Below are 16,691 nucleotides of genomic sequence, written 5' to 3' on the forward strand. Positions count from 1 at the left end.
CGGTAGCTGCGAAGGCGACGCACAGGTCCGGCCGTGAAGACACTCCCGAGCGACTGCGACAGCAAGAGGCCGAGCGTGGCTCGGTGAAGGTGTGGTGGCACCGCGAGTCCCCTTCGCCCACACCTCCGGGGTTCGAGTAATCCGACGGAGGTGAAACAGCGATGCGCATTCTCAACCACGAGATCCCCTCAGCAGTAGGCCAGACCGTCACGGTGGCCGGCTGGGTGCACCGAAGACGACGGCTGGCCGCGGTCAGCTTCCTGGTCCTGCGGGACCGGTCCGGCTTGGCCCAGGTCGTCCTCAAGGGCGCTCAGGAACAGCTGGACGAGCTCAGCGAGGAGACCGTCGTCCAGGTGACCGGTACGGTCGCCGCCAACCCGCAGGCCCCCGGTGGGGCCGAGCTGGTCGACCCACTGATCGTCCCGCTGACCGAACCGGCCAGGACGCCGCCGATCGAGCTGTGGCGGCCCACGGTCGGCGCTGGTCTGCCGGTCGTGCTGGACAACGCGCCGGTGGCCCTGCGGCACCCGGCGGTCCGGGCCGGCTGGGAGGTCGCGGCAGCCGCGCTGCACGGGTTCCGCAGCACGCTGGACGGTCTGGACTTCACGGAGATCCAGACGCCGAAGATCGTGGGTACGGCGACCGAGTCCGGCGCCAACGTGTTCGCACTCGACTACTTCGGCGGTCCGGCGTACCTGGCCCAGTCGCCGCAGTTCTACAAGCAGACGATGGTCGGTGTGTTCGAGCGGGTCTACGAGGTCGGTCCGGTGTTCCGGGCCGAGCCGCACGACACCGTCCGGCACCTGGCCGAGTACGTGTCGCTGGACGCGGAGTTCGGCTTCATCGGCGACCACCGCGACGTACTGGCCATGCTGCGCGACGTACTGGCGGGCATGCTTGCGGCAGTCGGGTCCAGAGCCGGTACGGCGCTGGAGCGGCTCGGTGTGGAGCTGCCGGAGATCCCGGTCGACGTACCGGTGCTGCACTTCTCCGAGGCGCTCAAGCTGGCGGGAGCGGACCCTAGTGAGCCCGACCTGTCGCCTGCTGACGAGAGGGCCATCGGCGAGTGGGCGCTGCGGGAGCACGGCAGCGCCTTCGTGGCGGTCGAGGGCTACCCGATGGTGAAGCGGCCGTTCTACACGCACCCGCAGCCGTCGGACCCCACCTGGTCGAACTCCTTCGACCTGCTGTTCCGCGGGGTCGAGCTGGTGACCGGTGGGCAGCGTCTGCACCGCTACAGCGACTACGTGGCCGCACTGGAGGCCAGGGGCGAGTCCGCCGAGGCTCCGGCGTACAGCTCCTACTTGCAGGCGTTCCAGCACGGCATGCCGCCGCACGGCGGTTTCGCCATCGGGCTGGAGAGGTTCGTGGCTCGCCTGACCGGTGCGGAGAACGTCCGGGAGGTCACGCTGTTCCCGCGGGACCTGCACCGGCTGACTCCGTGAGCTAGGGCCCGGTCCGCCCATCGCCTCTTGCTCGAGAGGTGATGGGCGGCTCGGTCGGTGCATGATGTGCGCCATGGGTGCTGAGGTGGAGCGGGCGGTGCTGGCGGCTCTGGACGACGACCTGATCGTCGAGGAGCTGCGGGAGCTGGTGCGGATCCCGAGTGTCGACGGGACCGCCGAGGAGAACGTCGCCCAGGAGTGGGTCGCCGGGCGGCTGCGTGGGCTCGGCCTGACGGTGGACCACTGGCAACTGGATCTGCCGGCGCTGACGTCGGATCCTGCCTTTCCGGGGATGGAGGTTCCGCGCAGCGACGCCTGGGGCTGCGTCGGGACGCTCGGCGAGGGCGTGCCGGGGCTGATCTTCAACGGGCACGTGGACGTCGTACCGCCGGGTGATCTGACGCAGTGGCCGGACGGCGACCCGTACTCGGCGCGCGTCAGCGACGGCATCCTGTGGGGCCGCGGGACCTGCGACATGAAGAGTGGGATCGCGGCGTTCCTCGGCGCGGTGCGCGCGGTCGTTGCCTCGGGCATCGAGTTGCGGCGGCCGCTGGCCGTGCACACGGTGGTCGGCGAGGAGGACGGCGGGCTCGGCACGTTCGCGACCCTGCGCCGCGGGCACTCCGGCGCGGCCTGCGTGATCGCCGAGCCGACGGCCGGCACGGTGATCCCCGCGAACGCCGGCTCGCTCACCTTCCGGCTGGAGATCGCCGGGCACGCCGCGCACGGCTCGACCCGGACCAGTGGCGTCAGCGCGATCGAGAAGTTCGAGGTGGTGCACGCGGCGCTGCGCGAGCTGGAGGCGTCACGGAATCTTTCGCCGCACCCACTGCTCGAGCACCTCGACCTGGCCTATCCCCTGTCGATCGGCACGATCCACTCCGGCGACTGGGCGAGCACGGTGCCCGACCTGCTCGTGGCGGAGGGCCGGTACGGCGTACGGCTGGGTGAGCCTGTCCCGGACGCGCTCGATGCCTTCACACAGGCCGTCGCTGCCGCCTGCGACAAGGACGACTGGCTGAGGGACCACCCGGCGAAGGTGACCTGGCCCGGTGGCGTGTTCGCCTCCGGACTGCTGCCGGAGGGCGACCCGCTGCTGGACGACACGCTGCGGGCTGTGGTGGACGCTGGCGCTGGGGCGCCGGAGGTCAGAGGTGGGCCGTACGGGTCCGACCTGCGGCAGTACTCGGCGGCCGGCGTACCGACTCTGCAGTACGGGCCCGGCGACGTCCGCGTGGCCCATGCGAGCGATGAGCACGTCTCCCTCGCGGAGGTATTCCACTGCGCGCGGGTCTACGCGCTGCTCGCCGTACGCCGCTGCGCGTAGTGGTACAAAGTGGCCATGGAACCGCTGCGTGGGCGCTCGGCCGAGTTGGGCCGGTTGCTGGAGGCCATGCGCGCAGCGGACCAGGGCACTGCGTCGCTGACCGTTGTCACGGGTGAGCCCGGCATCGGCAAGTCGGCTCTGGTGCACGCTGCGGTCGAGCAGGCTGAGCGGCACGGGTTGCTGGTCGCTACGGCGGTCGCACACCAGACGGACAACATCAGTCCGCTGTCCTCACTGGCTCCGGCGCTCCGGGCAGGCAAGGACCCGCTGATCGGGACCGAGCACTTCCTGGAGCTGGCCGCGCTCAACACTCAGCCGCTGTGGCTCGCTGAGCGGCTGGCCGACCTCATCGGTCAGCGGCTGGCGGGCACGGCCGCACTGATCGTGCTGGACGACGCGCAGTGGTCCGATCCGCTCACCGGCTTCGTACTGCGGGTGGTGATCTCGCGGCTGGCCGACACCCAGACCATGTGGTTGCTGGCGACGCGTCCGTCGCCGGGCGGTGTCACCGACCAAGTCGTCGACGCTCTGGGCGATCAGCTGCCGGTGCACCATCTCCAGCTGGCTCCACTGGACACCGAGGCTGTACTGCAGATCGCCGCCGACCGGCTGAACCAGCCCGCCGACGCCGCACTGACCGTCCGGCTCGGCAGCGCCCAGGGCGTTCCGTTTCTGGTCGAGCAGGTCGTGGCGGGCCTCTACCTGACTGACGGATCGCCGCAGGGCCCGCTGCCCGACGGACTGGTCGAGGGCGTCCGGCGGCGGACCGCTGGGACGAGCGAGCTGTGCCGTTCGCTGCTGCGGACCGCGGCTGTTTTTGGCAGCGAGTTCCGGCTGGAGGACGTTGCTGCGCTGATGGCCGAGGGCGTTGCTCGGCTGGCCGAGCCGCTAGACGAGGCGATCCGGGCCGGGCTGCTGGCGGACAGCGGAGCCCACCTGACCTTCCGGCACGAGCTGCTGCGGGCCGCCGTACTGGCTGATGTGCCGCCGTCTGCCCAGCGGGCACTGCACTCGGCGATCGCGGACCAGCTGCTGCTGACTGAGCAGGGCGCGTCGGCCGCGGCTCCACACATCCTGGCGACGGCAGCTGTCGGCGACCTGGGCGCCATCAGCATGCTCCGCTCGGCTGCGCGCGATTTGCTGACCACCATGTCGATCACCGCGCTGTCGGTGATCCAGGAGACGTTCGAGCTGACTCCGGTCGACCAGCCGATCCGCGGCGAGGTCGGTGCGGACGTGGTCGACATCCTGCTGGTCGCCCGCCAGTACGACGCCGCACGGGCGTTCGCCGACGACCTGCTCGGCGGTACGCCGCTCTACCAGGGCCCGGTGACACCTGAGCTCGCTGCTCGGGTCAGGCTGCTGCTGGCCCCGCACGAGTGGGCCACCGGCACGCTCGACCCTTCGCGCCTCATAGTCGCCGCAGCACCGCAACCCTTTGCGGACCGCCTCGCGGCCTACCAAGTACTAGCCGGCGCAGCCAAGCCCTTCGCGACAGATGACCCGGTGACAAGCGCACTGCTGCAGCTAGCCCAAGCAGAGCAAGCAGCAACCGAAGGCCGCTTCGCCGACGCAGCAGCTGCGTACGCCGCCGCACGCTCAACCTCGAGACCCAGCGAGGTCGGCACGCCCCCTGCCGTGCGGGTCGAGCTGGCTGAGCTGTTCTGCCTCGCCCAAGCAGGTGAACCGGCCGCCGCGCTCCAGCGCCTCTCCGAGGGCATCGACGGCGACTCGTGGCTGGCACCGCAGGTCGCCGTACTGCGGGCTCAGCTGGAGCTTGCTGTCGGCAACCTCCCCGCGGCGCGTGACGCGGCCAAGTCGAGCCTCCGCTGGTCCGCCGAGTTCCACGACCCGTCCCCCGAGCCGATGGCCCGCCAGGTCCTCGCCCTGATCGCTCTGCTCCAGGGAGACCTCTCCGCCGCGCGCAAGGTCCCCGACGAGCCAGTCCGCGCTCTGCTCGCCATGGCCGACGGCGACGCCGCTGCAGCGCAGCGCCTCCTGGCCACCCCGCTGGACCACCCGATCCGCCTAGAGCTCCTGCTCCACGCGGCGACGCATGCTCACGATGCGGCCTCCCGCTCCCCTGGCACCGTGCAGGCTGCCGCCGAGCTGTTGGCCGACCAGGCAGCGACCGCACCGGCCGCAGCCTCCACCGGTGCCGCTCAGCTGGTTGCTGCCGCCAACCAGCGTGATCTGACCGCCCTGGCCGAGGCTGTCGAGCAGCTGCGCGGCAGCCAGCGCCCGCTGCTCGTGGCGGCGGCCGAGGAGCTGCACGGCCGGGTAGAGCTCGAGCACGGCGACCGGAGTACGGGCATTGCCGCGCTGGAGCGTGCACTCGACTCCTACACGCAGCTCGGCGCCATGGCGTTCGCCGTACCGGTGCAGGCTGTGTTGCAGGCAGCAGGGGTACGCCGGCGCCGCTGGTCCGCCGTACCGGCCCGGCCGGAGTCCGGCTGGGAGGCGCTGACACCAATGGAGCGCAAGGTCGCCCTGCTCGTCGCGGACGGCCACACCAACCGCTCGGCGGCCGAGGAGCTGGTGCTGTCGGCCAGCACGGTCGGCACCCATCTGCGCAACGTCTTCAGCAAGCTCGACGTCAACTCACGCGTCCAGCTCACCCGGCTCGTGCTCCAGCGGTTCACGTCTCCCCCGAACGCATGAGTCTTGGGTGCACCTCCCTCGGCTGAGCACGGCCCGCGGGTGGTGAAGTTCCCGTTTTCGGTCGATCCGGCGAAGCGCCCCGGAGCGGTTCTCTAGGGGCACAAGGAAAACCGCGAACGAGAACCGAGGACAAGACGATGAGTGAGAAGAACCCCACTGCGCTGCTGGTGCACGGCGCCTTCGCCGACGGTGGCAGCTGGGCCGGCGTGATCGCCGAGCTGGAGAACCGTGGCATCAAGGCGGTCGCCGTACCGAACGACCTGTCCGGAGCGGCCGCCGACGGCCGCAAGGTGGCCGCGCTGGCCCGCGAGATCGACGGTCCGGTCGTGCTGGTCGGCCACTCGTACGGCGGGGCCGTGATCACCTCGGCCGCCAACGACGCCGGCAACGTCACCGCGCTGGTCTACGTGACCGCCTTCGCGCTGGAGGAGGGTGAGGGCATCCTGGAGCTGCTCGGCGGCTTCCCGGCCAACGAGCTCGGTACGTCGCTCGCGCCGCACCAGTTCGGCGAGGACACCTACCTGAGCATCACCGAGGACAAGTTCGCGACCATCTTCGCCGGGGACCTCCCGGCCGGACAGGCTCTGGTGATGGGCCGCTCGCAGCGACCGATCGCGGCCTCCGCCTTCGACGAGAAGTCCGGCGCCGCCAGCTGGAAGCGCCTGCCGAGCTACTACCTGGTCGCCACCGCCGACAACGCCATCCCGGTCGAGGCGCAGCGCGCCATGGCCGAGCGGGCCGGCGCGAAGGTCACCGAGGTCGACGGCTCGCACGCGGTCGCGGTCTCGCAGCCGCTGGCCGTCGCCGAGTTCGTCGCGACCGTCGTCGAGGCAGGTGCGGACCAGTGAGCACCCGTCGCCGCTTCCTCGGCACCGTCGCCGGTGTCGCTTCCGCCGCCCTGCTGACCGCCGGCGTCACCACCGCCGCCGCGAACCCAGTCCACCACAGCTCCCCGAAGCCGACCGTCGTCCTCCTGCACGGCGCGTTCGCGGACGGCTCCAGCTGGAACGAGGTCTCCGAACGCCTCCAGCGTGACGGCTACAAGGTCGTCGTACCGGCGGTCCCGCTGCGCAGCGTCGCGGGTGACACGGAGTACCTGTCCGGCGTACTGGCCGGGATCGCAGGCCCGAAGGTGCTCGTCGGTCACTCGTACGGCGGTGCGCTGGTCAGCCAACTGGCCGACACGCCTGGGGTCAAGGCGCTCGTGTACGTCGCGGCGTTCATCCCGCAGGCCGGCGAGACCATCGGCGACCTGAACGCGAAGTACCCCGGCAGCCAGATCGGCCCGGACACCACCAACACGATCACGTACCCCGGTGGCGCCGACCTGATCATGAAGCCCGAGTCCTTCCGCCAGGTCTTCGCCGCCGACCTCCCCCGCAAGCAGGCCGCCCTGCTCGGCGCCTCCCAGCGCCCGGTCGCCGCCGCCGTCTTCGGCGAGAAGGTCCTCAAGACGGCCCCGGCGAACCTCCCCAAGTACGCCGTGGTCGCCACCGCCGACAAGGCCATCCCCCCGGCCGGCGAGCGCTACATGGCCCACCGAGCCCACGCCACGACGATCGAGGTCAACGGCTCCCACCTGGTAGCCCTCTCCCAGCCGGAAAAGGTCACCAACTTGATCGAACGCGCCGCCCGCTGAACACCTCCCACGGGAATACCCACAACAACTGAAGTAGTTGTTGTGGGTATGCGTATTGATGTCTGGTCCGATGTCGTCTGCCCCTGGTGCTACATCGGCAAGCGCCGCCTCGAGGAGGCGCTCGCGACCTCCGGCGAGCAGGCCGAGGTGGTCTACCACAGCTTCCAGCTCGACCCCGAGGCCAGCAGCGACGACCCCCGCGACCTCGCCACCCGCCTCGGCGAGAAGTACGGCCGCGGCCGCGAGTGGGGTCTGCAGGCCAACGACCACGTCACCGGCGTCGCCCGCGAGGTCGGCCTCGACTTCAACTTCGCCATCGCCAAGTCCGCGAACACCGTCGACGCGCACCGCCTCCTCCACCTCGCCCGCGAGCTCGGCTCCTCCGGCGAGGTCCCCGCCGACACCCAGGCCCGTCTGAAGGAGCGGCTGCTCAAGGCCTACTTCACCGACGGCCTGCCGGTCGGCGACCCCACCACGCTGACCCGGCTCGCCGTCGAGACAGGCCTCCCGGCCGACCGCGTCGCCGAGGTGCTGGCCGGTACGGCGTACGAGCAGGAGGTGGCGGCCGACCAGGCCCAGGCCCTCGCGTACGGCGCGAACGGCGTCCCGTTCTTCGTCATCGACGAGAAGTACGGCGTGAGCGGCGCCCAGCCGACCGAGGTCTTCACCGAAGCCCTGCGCCGGGCCGCCGCCGACCGCAAGCCGGTGACGCTGATCACCTCCCCCGGCAGCACCGACGACGCCGCCTGCGGCCCGGACGGCTGCCCGATCTGACGGTTGGGCGCGAGACACACGGGTACCTGAAGCCCAGATCGCTTGCCGGACGATGTAAGAAGGAGCCATGACTGTCGTGCGCGCACTGGCCAGGCCGTTGCTGTCCGTTCTCTTCGTCGTGCAAGGCGCGAACCAGGTGCGCAACCCGGAGCCGCTGGTTCCGAAGGCGCAGCCGGTCACCGACCGCCTGGTGCCGCTGGTCAAGCGGGTCGCGCCGCCGCAGGTCGGCGACCGGATCCCTGACACGACAGCGAACCTCGTCCGCCTCAACGGCGCCGCCCAGGTGCTCGGTGGCCTCGCGCTGGCCAGCGGCAAGGGCCGACGCGTCGGCGCCGCCGTACTGGCCGCGTCGCTGGTGCCGACCACGCTGGCCGGGCACTCGTTCTGGCTGGAGAAGGACAAGCAGGTCAAGCAGACCCAGCGCGTCCAGTTCATGAAGAACCTCGGCCTGCTCGGCGGCCTGCTGCTCGCGGTCGTCGACACTGAGGGTCAGCCCGGGCTGGCCTGGCGCGCCTCGCACGGCGCGCAGGCGGCCAAGCGGGAGACCAAGCGCGGCGCGAAGCTCGCCAAGCGCGAGACCAAGCAGCTGGCGAAGACCGCGCGCCGCGAGGCCAAGCTCGCGGCTCAGACCGCGAGGGCCGAACTGCCCTTCATCTGACCCTGTGGATAGAGCGCGACGCCGTCCGACCCGCATGCCCTAGGCTCTTGAGCGACATCGCAGTGAGCTGAAGGAGTGCAATGGGGACGTCAGAGGGCTGGCCGGCGCCGCGCCCGGCCGGGGCTGTCAACGGCCGGGTCACCGTGCCCGGATCGAAGTCGATCAGCAACCGTGCGCTGATCCTGGCTGCGCTCGCGGACGGACCCTCCACCCTCTCCGGCCTGCTCGCCGCCCGGGACACCGCGCTGATGAAGGCCGCCTTGGTCTCGCTCGGCGTCGGCATCAGCGAGCGCGACGGCTTGGTCACCGTCACGCCCGGCTCCCTCAAGGGCCCGGCCGACGTCGACTGCGGCCTGGCCGGCACCGTGATGCGTTTCGTCCCGCCGGTCGCCGCGCTCGCCGACGGCGTCATCTCCTTCGACGGCGATCCGTACGCTCGTGAGCGCCCGATGAACGTCATCCTCGGCGCCCTGCGCACGCTCGGCGTCGAGATCGACGACCACGGCACCGGCCGGATGCCGTACGCCGTGAGCGGCTCCGGCGCGGTCCGCGGCGGCGAGGTCACGCTGGACGCGTCCGGCTCGTCGCAGTTCGTCTCCGCGCTGCTGCTGGCCGGCGCCCGGTACGACCTCGGCGTCGACCTGCGGCACGACGGCAAGCCGGTGCCCTCGCAGCCGCACCTGGACATGTCGGTGGCGATGCTGCGCGAGCGTGGCGTCGCGGTCGACGACAGCGAGCCGAACCGCTGGATCGTTGCCCCCGGCCCGATTCGCGCGCTGGACACGGTGATCGAGCCCGACCTGTCGAACGCGGCGCCCTTCCTGGCCGCGGCCGTCGTCACCGACGGCTCCGTGACCGTCACCGGGTGGCCGACCTCGACGACACAGCCCGGAGGGCAGCTGCCGGAGCTGCTGTCGCGGTTCGGGGCCGAGGTCTTGCTGGCCAACGGTGAGCTGACCGTGCGCGGGACCGGGCGGATCGCCGCGGTCGACCTGGACCTGAGCGAGGTCGGTGAGCTGTCGCCGGTGCTGGCGGCGATCGCCGTACTGGCCGACGGGCCGTCGTACTTCCGTGGCATCGCGCACCTGCGCAACCACGAGACCGACCGGCTGGCCGCGCTGGAGACCGAGTTCAACGCGCTCGGGAGCGACGTCACGCAGACCGCGGACGGGCTGGAGTTCCGGCCGAAACCCTTGCACGGTGGGCTGTTCGGCACGTACCACGACCACCGGATGGCGCACGCCGCCGCGGTGGTCGGCCTGGCCGTCGACGGGATCGCGATCGAGAACATCGCGACCACCGCGAAGACACTGCCGGAGTTCCCCGAGCTGTGGTCGAGCCTGGTCAGCTGATGCAGAACCACGCGGCAGCCCCCACCGGCGGCATCACCACAGAAAGCACCCCCACCAGCCTCCCCACCCTCGGCAGCTCTGGGGACTCTCCGCTTTCCCTCGGCCGCCGCGGCCTCAGCCACAGACCACCCTCCCGGCCGCATGGCCGCCGACCTCAGCGTCGTACTGGGGTTGACTGCTGATGTCGCGGTACGACGAGGAGGCCAAGTACGACCGGCCCAAGCGCCGGACCCGGCCGCGGACCAAGGACCGGCCGGCGTACGACGACGCCGTCACCGGGTTCGTGATCACCCGCGACCGCGGGCGGTACACGACGTGGGTCGGTGAGGGCGATCGCGTCGTCACCGCGATGAAGGCCCGCCAGCTCGGCCGCAAGGGGGTCATCGTCGGCGACCGGGTCAAGCTCGACGGCGACGCGAGCGGCGCCGAGGGCACGCTGGCGCGGATCGTCGAGGTGCTCCCCCGGACGACGTTGCTCCGCCGTTCGGCCGACGACGACGACCCGGTCGAGCGCCCGCTGGTCGCGAACGCCGATCAGCTGGTCATCGTCGTCGCCGTCGCCAACCCCGAGCCCCGCACGCGGCTGATCGACCGCTTCCTCGTCGCGGCGTACGACGCCGGCATGCGGCCGCTGCTCTGCCTCACCAAGACCGACCTGGCCGACCCCGAGCCGCTGCTGTCGACGTACCGCCCGCTCGGCGTCGAGTCGGTGGCCACCCAGCAGGGCGGCAACCTCGACGACCTGAACGAACAACTCCGCGACCGCACGTCGGTCATGGTCGGCCACTCCGGCGTCGGCAAGTCTACCCTCGTCAACGCCCTGGTCCCCGGCACCAACCGAGCCATCGGCGTCGTCAACGACAACACCGGCCGCGGCCGCCACACCTCCACCAGCGCCCTCCTCCTCCGCCTCCCCGAAGGCGGCTGGATCGTCGACACCCCCGGCATCCGCTCCTTCGGCCTCGCCCACGTGGAACCGGACCAACTCATCCACGCCTTCGCCGACCTCGCCGCCGAAACCACCAACTGCCCCCGAGCCTGCGGCCACTCCGAATCAGACCCCGGCTGCGCCCTCGACGAAGCAGTCACCGAAGGCCGCATCGAAGCCGAACGAGTAGCCTCCTTCCGCCGCCTCCTAGCCAGCCGAGAAGGCCGCCCCGACCCAGCCTGACCCGGCCATTCCGCGCCGGCTGAACCCACCACCCCAGGCTGAACCGGCAGCCCTGGGCTGAACCTGCCACCCTGGGTTGAGCCCGCCCGGGCCGAGCCCCGGCCCCACCCACCGCCGGGGGCTGACCCCACCACCCCGGGCCGAGCCCACCACCCCGGGCCGAGCCCCACCACCCCGGGCCGAGCCCCACCGCCCTGGGCTCAACCACCTGCGGGCCTCGGCACTCTCCCCATCTCTTCCCGGCCGCAGCGGCCTCAGCCCACACCAACCGCCCCGGCCGCATCACCAACAACCCTGATCACTTGTGAGGCTAGGCTTACCTAAGGATAGGATCGGGGTATGCGCTTCGACCCCGTCCACTTCGTTCCGCCTGCCGATGCTCTGACTCGGCGGCGGTTGCTGGCGATCGGGGGCGGCGCCGCGGTGCTGTCGGCCTGCGGCAGTTCGCCCAAGCCCGCGCCGGCCAACCAGACCCGCCGGATCAGCCACGCCTTCGAGCTCACCGACGGCCTTCCCCTCGAGCGCATCCTCGCGATGGAGCCCGATCTGGTCGTCGCGACCGACAGCCTGAAGCGCCCGGACTACGACAAGTTGTCGGCCGTCGTGCCGACCGTCGGCCCGATCCGCTCCGACGGCGCGTACGGCACGCCCTGGCGCGAGCACACCCGCCGGATGGCCACGATCTTCGGCCGTGAGGAGCGCGCCGAGCAGGTGATCGCCGACGCCGAGACCCGGTACGCCGAGACCCGCCGGGCTCACCCCGAGTTCGCCGGCAAGACCCTCAGCTACGTCTGGCCGACCGCGCCCGACTACTTCCTGTACTTCGACGTCGACCCCCGCGTGCAACTCCTGCTGGAGCTCGGCTTCGAGCTCACCGACACGGCGATTGCCCTGAGCAAGGAAAACCCCGCGGAGTTCTACGCCTCGGTCGGCTCCGAAGGCCTGCTCAAGTACGACGCCGACGCGATCGTCGCCCAGTCCTACGGCTCGGAGGCCATCGATGCCCAGCGCAACAAACTCTTCCAGTCCGTCCCGGCGGTACGCCGCGGAGCCCTCGTCCGGCTCCCGAAGGACGTCGCCGACGGCGTCGCGTTCGGCACGGTCCTGAGCGCGATGGCCGTGCTCGACGACCTCGCCGGCCTGCTCGCGAAGGTGGCCCGATGACCGCCGTCGTGATGGGCACCGTGACCACCGTACGGCGGACCAGCCCGTCGTTCCTCACCGTGACCCTGGCCGGTTGCGCGACGCTGGAGACCGGTGGCTTCGACCAGCGGATCAAGATCCTGCTCGCTCAGCCCGGCCAGGCCGAGCCCGTGCTCCCGCCGGCCGACAACTGGTACGGCGCCTACCGCGAGCTGGCCGACGACGTCCGCCCGATCATGCGCACGTTCACCATCCGGGCCCAGCGGGGCGCGGAGATCGACATCGAGTTCGCCCTGCACGGCGACGCGGGACCCGCGTCGGCCTGGGCGCAGTCCGCCGAGCCGGGCAGCCGGCTCGGCATCATCGGGCCCGAGATCGGCGACGGCCCGAAGGCGTACCAGTACGCGCCGGACTCGCCCGACTGGCAGTTGCTCGTCGGCGACGACACCGCCGTACCGGCCCTGGCCTCGATCATCGAGTCCCTCCCGGCCGGCACCGTCGCGCGCGCCTTCGTCCAGGTCCCGCACGCCACCGACGTCCGCGACTTCGACACCGCGGCGGACCTCGAGATCGCCTGGTCAATCGGCAGCGGCCTCGCCGACGCGGTCCGTTCCGCCAAGCTTCCCGACGGTACGCCGTACGCGTGGGTGGCAGGCGAGGCCGGCATCGTCCGCGACATCCGCCGCCACCTCACCGGCACCCTCGAGTGGGACAGCAAGGCCCACTACTTCGGCGGTTACTGGAAGGCAGGCCAGTCGGAGGGCTAAGGAAACACGCCCAACCTACTTCGGCGGCAACTGCCCATCCCACACAGCCTTCGCGCCGGCGTCCCCGGTCCGAATGGTCTGATAGATCACCAGTACGCCGACCACGACCACCGCCGCGCTCAGCACCCATTCCAGCGGCTGGCTCTTGGTTGCCTTCGCACCCTTTCCACTGGCCAACGCCGAGGGCCCAGCCAGCACCAGGAACGCAAGAACCACCAGCACCGCGAACCCGAGCACGAACCAGAACAGCAGATCCCCGCGGTCCTGGTGCACCTTCACCGCCGCCTCCAGCTCCGGGATCGCCGCCAGGAACGCCTCGCCGCTCTCCTTGGCGACGAACGCAACCACCAGCCCGGCCAGCCCGAGCAGCAGGGCCGGCCACCGCAGCAGCCACCGCCACTTCGGCACCAGCGCGAACACGATCGCCGTCAGCGCGGCCACCGGCAGCAGCACCACCGCGGCGTGAATCACCAGCACATGCAGAGGAAGGTCTCCGAAGCGCTCGAACATGAGGACTCCCGTGGCTCGGCCGAAGTGGACTAACACTAACTGCACGTTCAACCACCCGAAACGGTTCAATCAGCCTAGAGCAGTACAGTGCACGGGCCCTCGCACCACGTGACCGGAGGAGTTGACGCGCCGATGACGGCAGGACGACCGCTACCCACCCAGGACGACGTACTCGGGTACTTCGACACCCTGTCGAACTGGGGACGCTGGGGTGACGACGACGAGCTCGGCACGCTGAACCACATCACCGACGACGTACGCCGGGCAGCGGCGCGGGCCGTGCGGCACGGCCGGAGCGTGTCGTGCGCGTGGGAGGTCGCCGTACCGGAGGAGATGGAGCGGTCGACGACGGCGTGCCCGTGCGCCGCCGACATGCCGGGCGCCGAGCACATGCCCGCGCTGTTCCACAACGACCGCCGCTGGGGCTTCTCGAACGAGCGGCTCGGCATCTTCTTCCACGGCAACACGATCACCCACCTCGACTCGCCGTGCCATCTCTTCTGGGACGGCAAGATGTACAACGGGCGGTCGCACTCGCTGGTCGACGCCGCGACGGGTTCGGCCTGGGCCGCCGTCACCGCGGCAGCGAACGGGATCGTCACCCGCGGCGTCCTGCTGGACATCGCGAAGGTCCGCGAGGTGCCGTGGCTGGAGCCGGGGCAGGGCGTGACGCCCGACGACCTCGAGGAGGCCGAGCGCCGCCAAGGCGTGCGGGTGCAGTCCGGCGACGCTGTACTCATTCGCACCGGCAACGGCCGCTCCCGGCACGAGGCCGGCGCGGCCGGCGGGATCACGCAGGCCGGCTGGCACGCGTCCTGCCTACCGTGGCTGCGGGAGCGCGAGGTCGCGCTGATCGGCGCCGACACTCCCCAGGACGTTCAGCCATCGGGGTACGACGACGTACTGATGCCGGTCCACGCCGTCAGCCTGGTGGCGATGGGCCTGTGGCTGCTCGACAACTGCGACCTGGAGGCGTGCGCGACGACGGCCGCCGAGCTCGGCCAGTGGGACTTCCAGCTCGCCGTCGCGCCGGTCCGCCTCGCCGGTACGTCGGGCAGCCCGGTCAACCCGATCGCCACCTTCTGACCGCCGTACGCCGGACCACGCGCCCGGGGTGAGCCCCGCGCAGGTAGCCTTCCGGCATGCCTTCGCACACGGACGACCTGCGGCTCGCGCACATCCTGGCTGACGACGCGGACTCGACCACGATGGATCGGTACAAGGCGCTCGACCTGCACGTCGCCACGAAGCCGGACCTGACCCCGGTCAGCGACGCCGACCGCCGCGTCGAGGACGTGATGCGCAAGACGCTCTCGCGGGCTCGGCCGCGCGACGCGTTCGTCGGCGAAGAGGAAGGCACCACCGGGTGGGGTCCGCGGCGCTGGGTCGTCGACCCGATCGACGGGACGAAGAACTACATCCGCGGCGTCCCGGTCTGGGCGACGCTGATCAGCCTGATGATCGAGGACCAGGTCGTCGTCGGTGTGGTCTCCGCGCCGGCGCTGCAGCGGCGGTGGTGGGCGTCGTACGGCGACGGCGCGTGGACCGGCCGCGCGCTGATGTCCGCGCAGCCGTGCCGCGTGAGTGACGTGAGCAAGATCGAGGACGCCTCGCTGTCGTACTCCTCGCTCAAGGGCTGGGAGAAGCTCGGCAAGCGCGACCAGTGGGCCGGCCTGATGGACGACGCCTGGCGCACCCGCGCGTACGGCGACTTCTGGTCCTACATGCTGGTGGCCGAAGGCGCCGTCGACATCGCGGCCGAGCCCGAGCTCAACCTGTACGACATGGCCGCGCTGTCGATCATCGTCGACGAGGCCGGCGGCACCTTCACCTCGGTCGACGGCGAGCCCGGCCCGAACGGCGCCAACGCGGTGGCCACCAACGGCCGCCTCCACGAAGACGTCATCACCCGGCTCGCCCAGCCCTAGGATCCAGCCCCAGAGCCCAGGCGCCCAGAAACCCAGCCGCCCAGGACCCAGCCGCCTAGGCCCCAGGCGGAGGCGCCGTCGACTCGCGGAAGATCAGGCGGTTGATCGTGCGTGCGGCCGGCTCCGGCGCGGGCTCGCCGCTGATCTCGGCGAGCAGCCGGAGGATCGCGTCCCGCCCCTGCGCCTCGCGGTCGACCGCGACCGTCGACAGTGACGGCGTGGCGAACTTGCCCATCACCTCGTCGTCCCAGCCGAAGACGCTCAGGTCGCCAGGCACCGACCACCCACGCGACAGCGCACCCCGCACCACGCCCATCGCGACCACATCGTTGGCAGCGACAACGGCCGTGACACCGCAGTCACCAGGCAACGCGGTGATCGCGTCGAAACCCGACTGCGCCGTCCAGTCGCCGTCGTACACCCCGACAGACGACAGCCCGAGCCGCTCGATCGCCTCCAGGTACACGGCTTTCCGGTTGCGCGCCGAGCCGAAGTCCTGGTCACCGGACACGTGGAAGAACGACCGGTGCCCCAGCGACGCCAGGTACTCGACGATCTCCACCATCTCGGACGCGGCCGCGAGCTCACCGAGCCCGCGCAGCTTGTCGTCGTACGTCTCGCTCTCGACGATCGGGACCTGCTGGAGCCGCTTGCTCTTCAGCCCGGTCGGTGAGATCGCCAGGATCCCCTCGACCTGACCGGACCGCGCCAGATCCTCGATCCGCGCCGATCGCGCCCGCTGGCCACCTTCGACGCTGACGATGTCGACCTGGTAGCCCGCCCGGTGCGCCGTCTCGGACGCCGCGACCAGCAGCCGGCCGGGAAAGTGCGGGCCGGAGGCGAGCACGATCGCCAGCCGGTTCGTCCGCCGGGTCCGCATCGACCGGGCCACCAGGTTCGGGCGGTAGTCCAGCGACTTGACGGCGAACTCGACCTTGATCCGCGTCTTGGGCTTCAGGCTGTCCGCGTCCTGCAGGTAGCGGGACACGGTCGTGTGCGAGACCCCCGCCAGCCGTGCCACCTGATGGATCGTCGCCGGCCGTTTCGGCTCCACGTCTTGGCCACCTTCCCCTCCGCAGCCTGGCTGCGCCCCACACGTTAGCCGATCCCAGGACCGGCTCGGCGAGATCTACAACGATTGACCTTGCGCCTGTCCGATACCGGAACGAGGGGTTGACACCCCCAGACACCTGCGGTTAGCTACCGGATCAGAAGTGGATCGATCACATTTTATTGATTGACCCCGGGAGCGCCTATGAGCGATACCGCCCGCAGCCGAAAACTTTCCTTTCGCGAGCGTTTACGACGAGATTATC

Annotated in this window: 15 protein-coding genes; 13 read left to right on the forward strand and 2 right to left on the reverse strand. The window is 70.9% G+C overall.

The window, feature by feature from the left end; translation table 11 throughout:
• Positions 1-161: 161 nt before the first annotated feature.
• From aspS to HDA39_RS18740, 11 genes are all read left to right on the forward strand, one after another.
• A complete protein-coding gene (aspS, locus tag HDA39_RS18690; RefSeq protein ID WP_184796703.1) occupies positions 162-1,445 on the forward strand; it encodes an aspartate--tRNA(Asn) ligase in 1,284 nt (427 codons plus the stop codon).
• 73 nt (positions 1,446-1,518) lie between these two features.
• Entirely contained in the window at positions 1,519-2,772 is a 1,254-nt protein-coding gene (locus tag HDA39_RS18695) for an ArgE/DapE family deacylase (protein WP_184796705.1), read from the forward strand.
• 15 nt (positions 2,773-2,787) lie between these two features.
• Positions 2,788-5,433: an ATP-binding protein gene (locus HDA39_RS18700; protein ID WP_184796707.1), complete on the forward strand. Its 2,646-nt coding sequence runs from the start codon at positions 2,788-2,790 to the stop codon at positions 5,431-5,433.
• A 137-nt stretch (positions 5,434-5,570) separates the two neighbouring features.
• Positions 5,571-6,281, forward strand: a complete 711-nt coding sequence (locus HDA39_RS18705) for an alpha/beta hydrolase (RefSeq protein ID WP_184796709.1) — start codon at positions 5,571-5,573, stop codon at positions 6,279-6,281.
• Positions 6,278-7,072 (forward strand): alpha/beta fold hydrolase, encoded by a 795-nt coding sequence (locus tag HDA39_RS18710; protein ID WP_184796711.1) that lies wholly within the window; start codon positions 6,278-6,280, stop codon positions 7,070-7,072. Before HDA39_RS18705 ends, HDA39_RS18710 begins: the two co-directional genes overlap by 4 nt.
• Positions 7,073-7,120: 48 nt before the next feature.
• The gene (locus HDA39_RS18715; protein WP_184796713.1) at positions 7,121-7,846 is read left to right on the forward strand and encodes a DsbA family oxidoreductase; all 726 of its coding nucleotides are present in this window, start codon (positions 7,121-7,123) and stop codon (positions 7,844-7,846) included.
• Between the two features lie 67 nt (positions 7,847-7,913).
• Positions 7,914-8,504: a DoxX family protein gene (locus tag HDA39_RS18720; protein ID WP_184796715.1), complete on the forward strand. Its 591-nt coding sequence runs from the start codon at positions 7,914-7,916 to the stop codon at positions 8,502-8,504.
• 80 nt (positions 8,505-8,584) lie between these two features.
• On the forward strand, positions 8,585-9,856 hold the full coding sequence (gene aroA, locus HDA39_RS18725; RefSeq protein WP_184796717.1) for a 3-phosphoshikimate 1-carboxyvinyltransferase: 1,272 nt from the start codon (positions 8,585-8,587) through the stop codon (positions 9,854-9,856).
• Between the two features lie 181 nt (positions 9,857-10,037).
• On the forward strand, positions 10,038-11,027 hold the full coding sequence (gene rsgA / locus HDA39_RS18730; protein WP_184796719.1) for a ribosome small subunit-dependent GTPase A: 990 nt from the start codon (positions 10,038-10,040) through the stop codon (positions 11,025-11,027).
• A 339-nt stretch (positions 11,028-11,366) separates the two neighbouring features.
• A complete protein-coding gene (locus tag HDA39_RS18735; protein WP_184796721.1) occupies positions 11,367-12,191 on the forward strand; it encodes an ABC transporter substrate-binding protein in 825 nt (274 codons plus the stop codon).
• Positions 12,188-12,937, forward strand: a complete 750-nt coding sequence (locus HDA39_RS18740) for a siderophore-interacting protein (RefSeq protein ID WP_184796723.1) — start codon at positions 12,188-12,190, stop codon at positions 12,935-12,937. The genes HDA39_RS18735 and HDA39_RS18740 overlap by 4 nt, the downstream gene beginning before the upstream one ends.
• 15 nt (positions 12,938-12,952) lie before the next feature.
• On the opposite strand, the gene HDA39_RS18745 is transcribed toward HDA39_RS18740, so the two are convergent.
• Positions 12,953-13,447: a DUF2231 domain-containing protein gene (locus tag HDA39_RS18745; RefSeq protein ID WP_184796725.1), complete on the reverse strand. Its 495-nt coding sequence runs from the start codon at positions 13,445-13,447 to the stop codon at positions 12,953-12,955.
• Positions 13,448-13,579: 132 nt separating this feature from the next.
• On the opposite strand from HDA39_RS18745, the gene HDA39_RS18750 reads away from it, so the two are divergent.
• Together HDA39_RS18750 and hisN are read left to right on the forward strand one after the other, a co-directional pair.
• The gene (locus tag HDA39_RS18750; protein WP_184796727.1) at positions 13,580-14,533 is read left to right on the forward strand and encodes a cyclase family protein; all 954 of its coding nucleotides are present in this window, start codon (positions 13,580-13,582) and stop codon (positions 14,531-14,533) included.
• Positions 14,534-14,589: 56 nt separating this feature from the next.
• Positions 14,590-15,375, forward strand: coding sequence for a histidinol-phosphatase (gene hisN / locus HDA39_RS18755; RefSeq protein ID WP_184796729.1), 786 nt, complete (start codon positions 14,590-14,592; stop codon positions 15,373-15,375).
• A gap of 55 nt (positions 15,376-15,430) precedes the next feature.
• Here the strand turns inward: hisN and HDA39_RS18760 are convergent, their stop codons facing one another.
• Positions 15,431-16,429, reverse strand: coding sequence for a LacI family DNA-binding transcriptional regulator (locus HDA39_RS18760; protein WP_337925796.1), 999 nt, complete (start codon positions 16,427-16,429; stop codon positions 15,431-15,433).
• Positions 16,430-16,691 lie beyond the last annotated feature (262 nt).

This window comes from Kribbella italica (assembly GCF_014205135.1).
In the GTDB taxonomy this organism is placed as follows: Bacteria; Actinomycetota; Actinomycetes; order Propionibacteriales; family Kribbellaceae; genus Kribbella; species Kribbella italica.

Coding starts and splice junctions, on each gene's coding strand:
- aspS (WP_184796703.1), top strand. CDS start 162: ATGCGCATTCTCAACCACGAGATCCCCTCAGCAGTAGGCCAGACCGTC.
- HDA39_RS18695 (WP_184796705.1), top strand. CDS start 1,519: ATGGGTGCTGAGGTGGAGCGGGCGGTGCTGGCGGCTCTGGACGACGAC.
- HDA39_RS18700 (WP_184796707.1), top strand. CDS start 2,788: ATGGAACCGCTGCGTGGGCGCTCGGCCGAGTTGGGCCGGTTGCTGGAG.
- HDA39_RS18745 (WP_184796725.1), bottom strand. CDS start 13,447: ATGTTCGAGCGCTTCGGAGACCTTCCTCTGCATGTGCTGGTGATTCAC.
- HDA39_RS18705 (WP_184796709.1), top strand. CDS start 5,571: ATGAGTGAGAAGAACCCCACTGCGCTGCTGGTGCACGGCGCCTTCGCC.
- HDA39_RS18750 (WP_184796727.1), top strand. CDS start 13,580: ATGACGGCAGGACGACCGCTACCCACCCAGGACGACGTACTCGGGTAC.
- HDA39_RS18715 (WP_184796713.1), top strand. CDS start 7,121: ATGCGTATTGATGTCTGGTCCGATGTCGTCTGCCCCTGGTGCTACATC.
- HDA39_RS18720 (WP_184796715.1), top strand. CDS start 7,914: ATGACTGTCGTGCGCGCACTGGCCAGGCCGTTGCTGTCCGTTCTCTTC.
- rsgA (WP_184796719.1), top strand. CDS start 10,038: ATGTCGCGGTACGACGAGGAGGCCAAGTACGACCGGCCCAAGCGCCGG.
- HDA39_RS18740 (WP_184796723.1), top strand. CDS start 12,188: ATGACCGCCGTCGTGATGGGCACCGTGACCACCGTACGGCGGACCAGC.
- HDA39_RS18735 (WP_184796721.1), top strand. CDS start 11,367: ATGCGCTTCGACCCCGTCCACTTCGTTCCGCCTGCCGATGCTCTGACT.
- hisN (WP_184796729.1), top strand. CDS start 14,590: ATGCCTTCGCACACGGACGACCTGCGGCTCGCGCACATCCTGGCTGAC.
- aroA (WP_184796717.1), top strand. CDS start 8,585: ATGGGGACGTCAGAGGGCTGGCCGGCGCCGCGCCCGGCCGGGGCTGTC.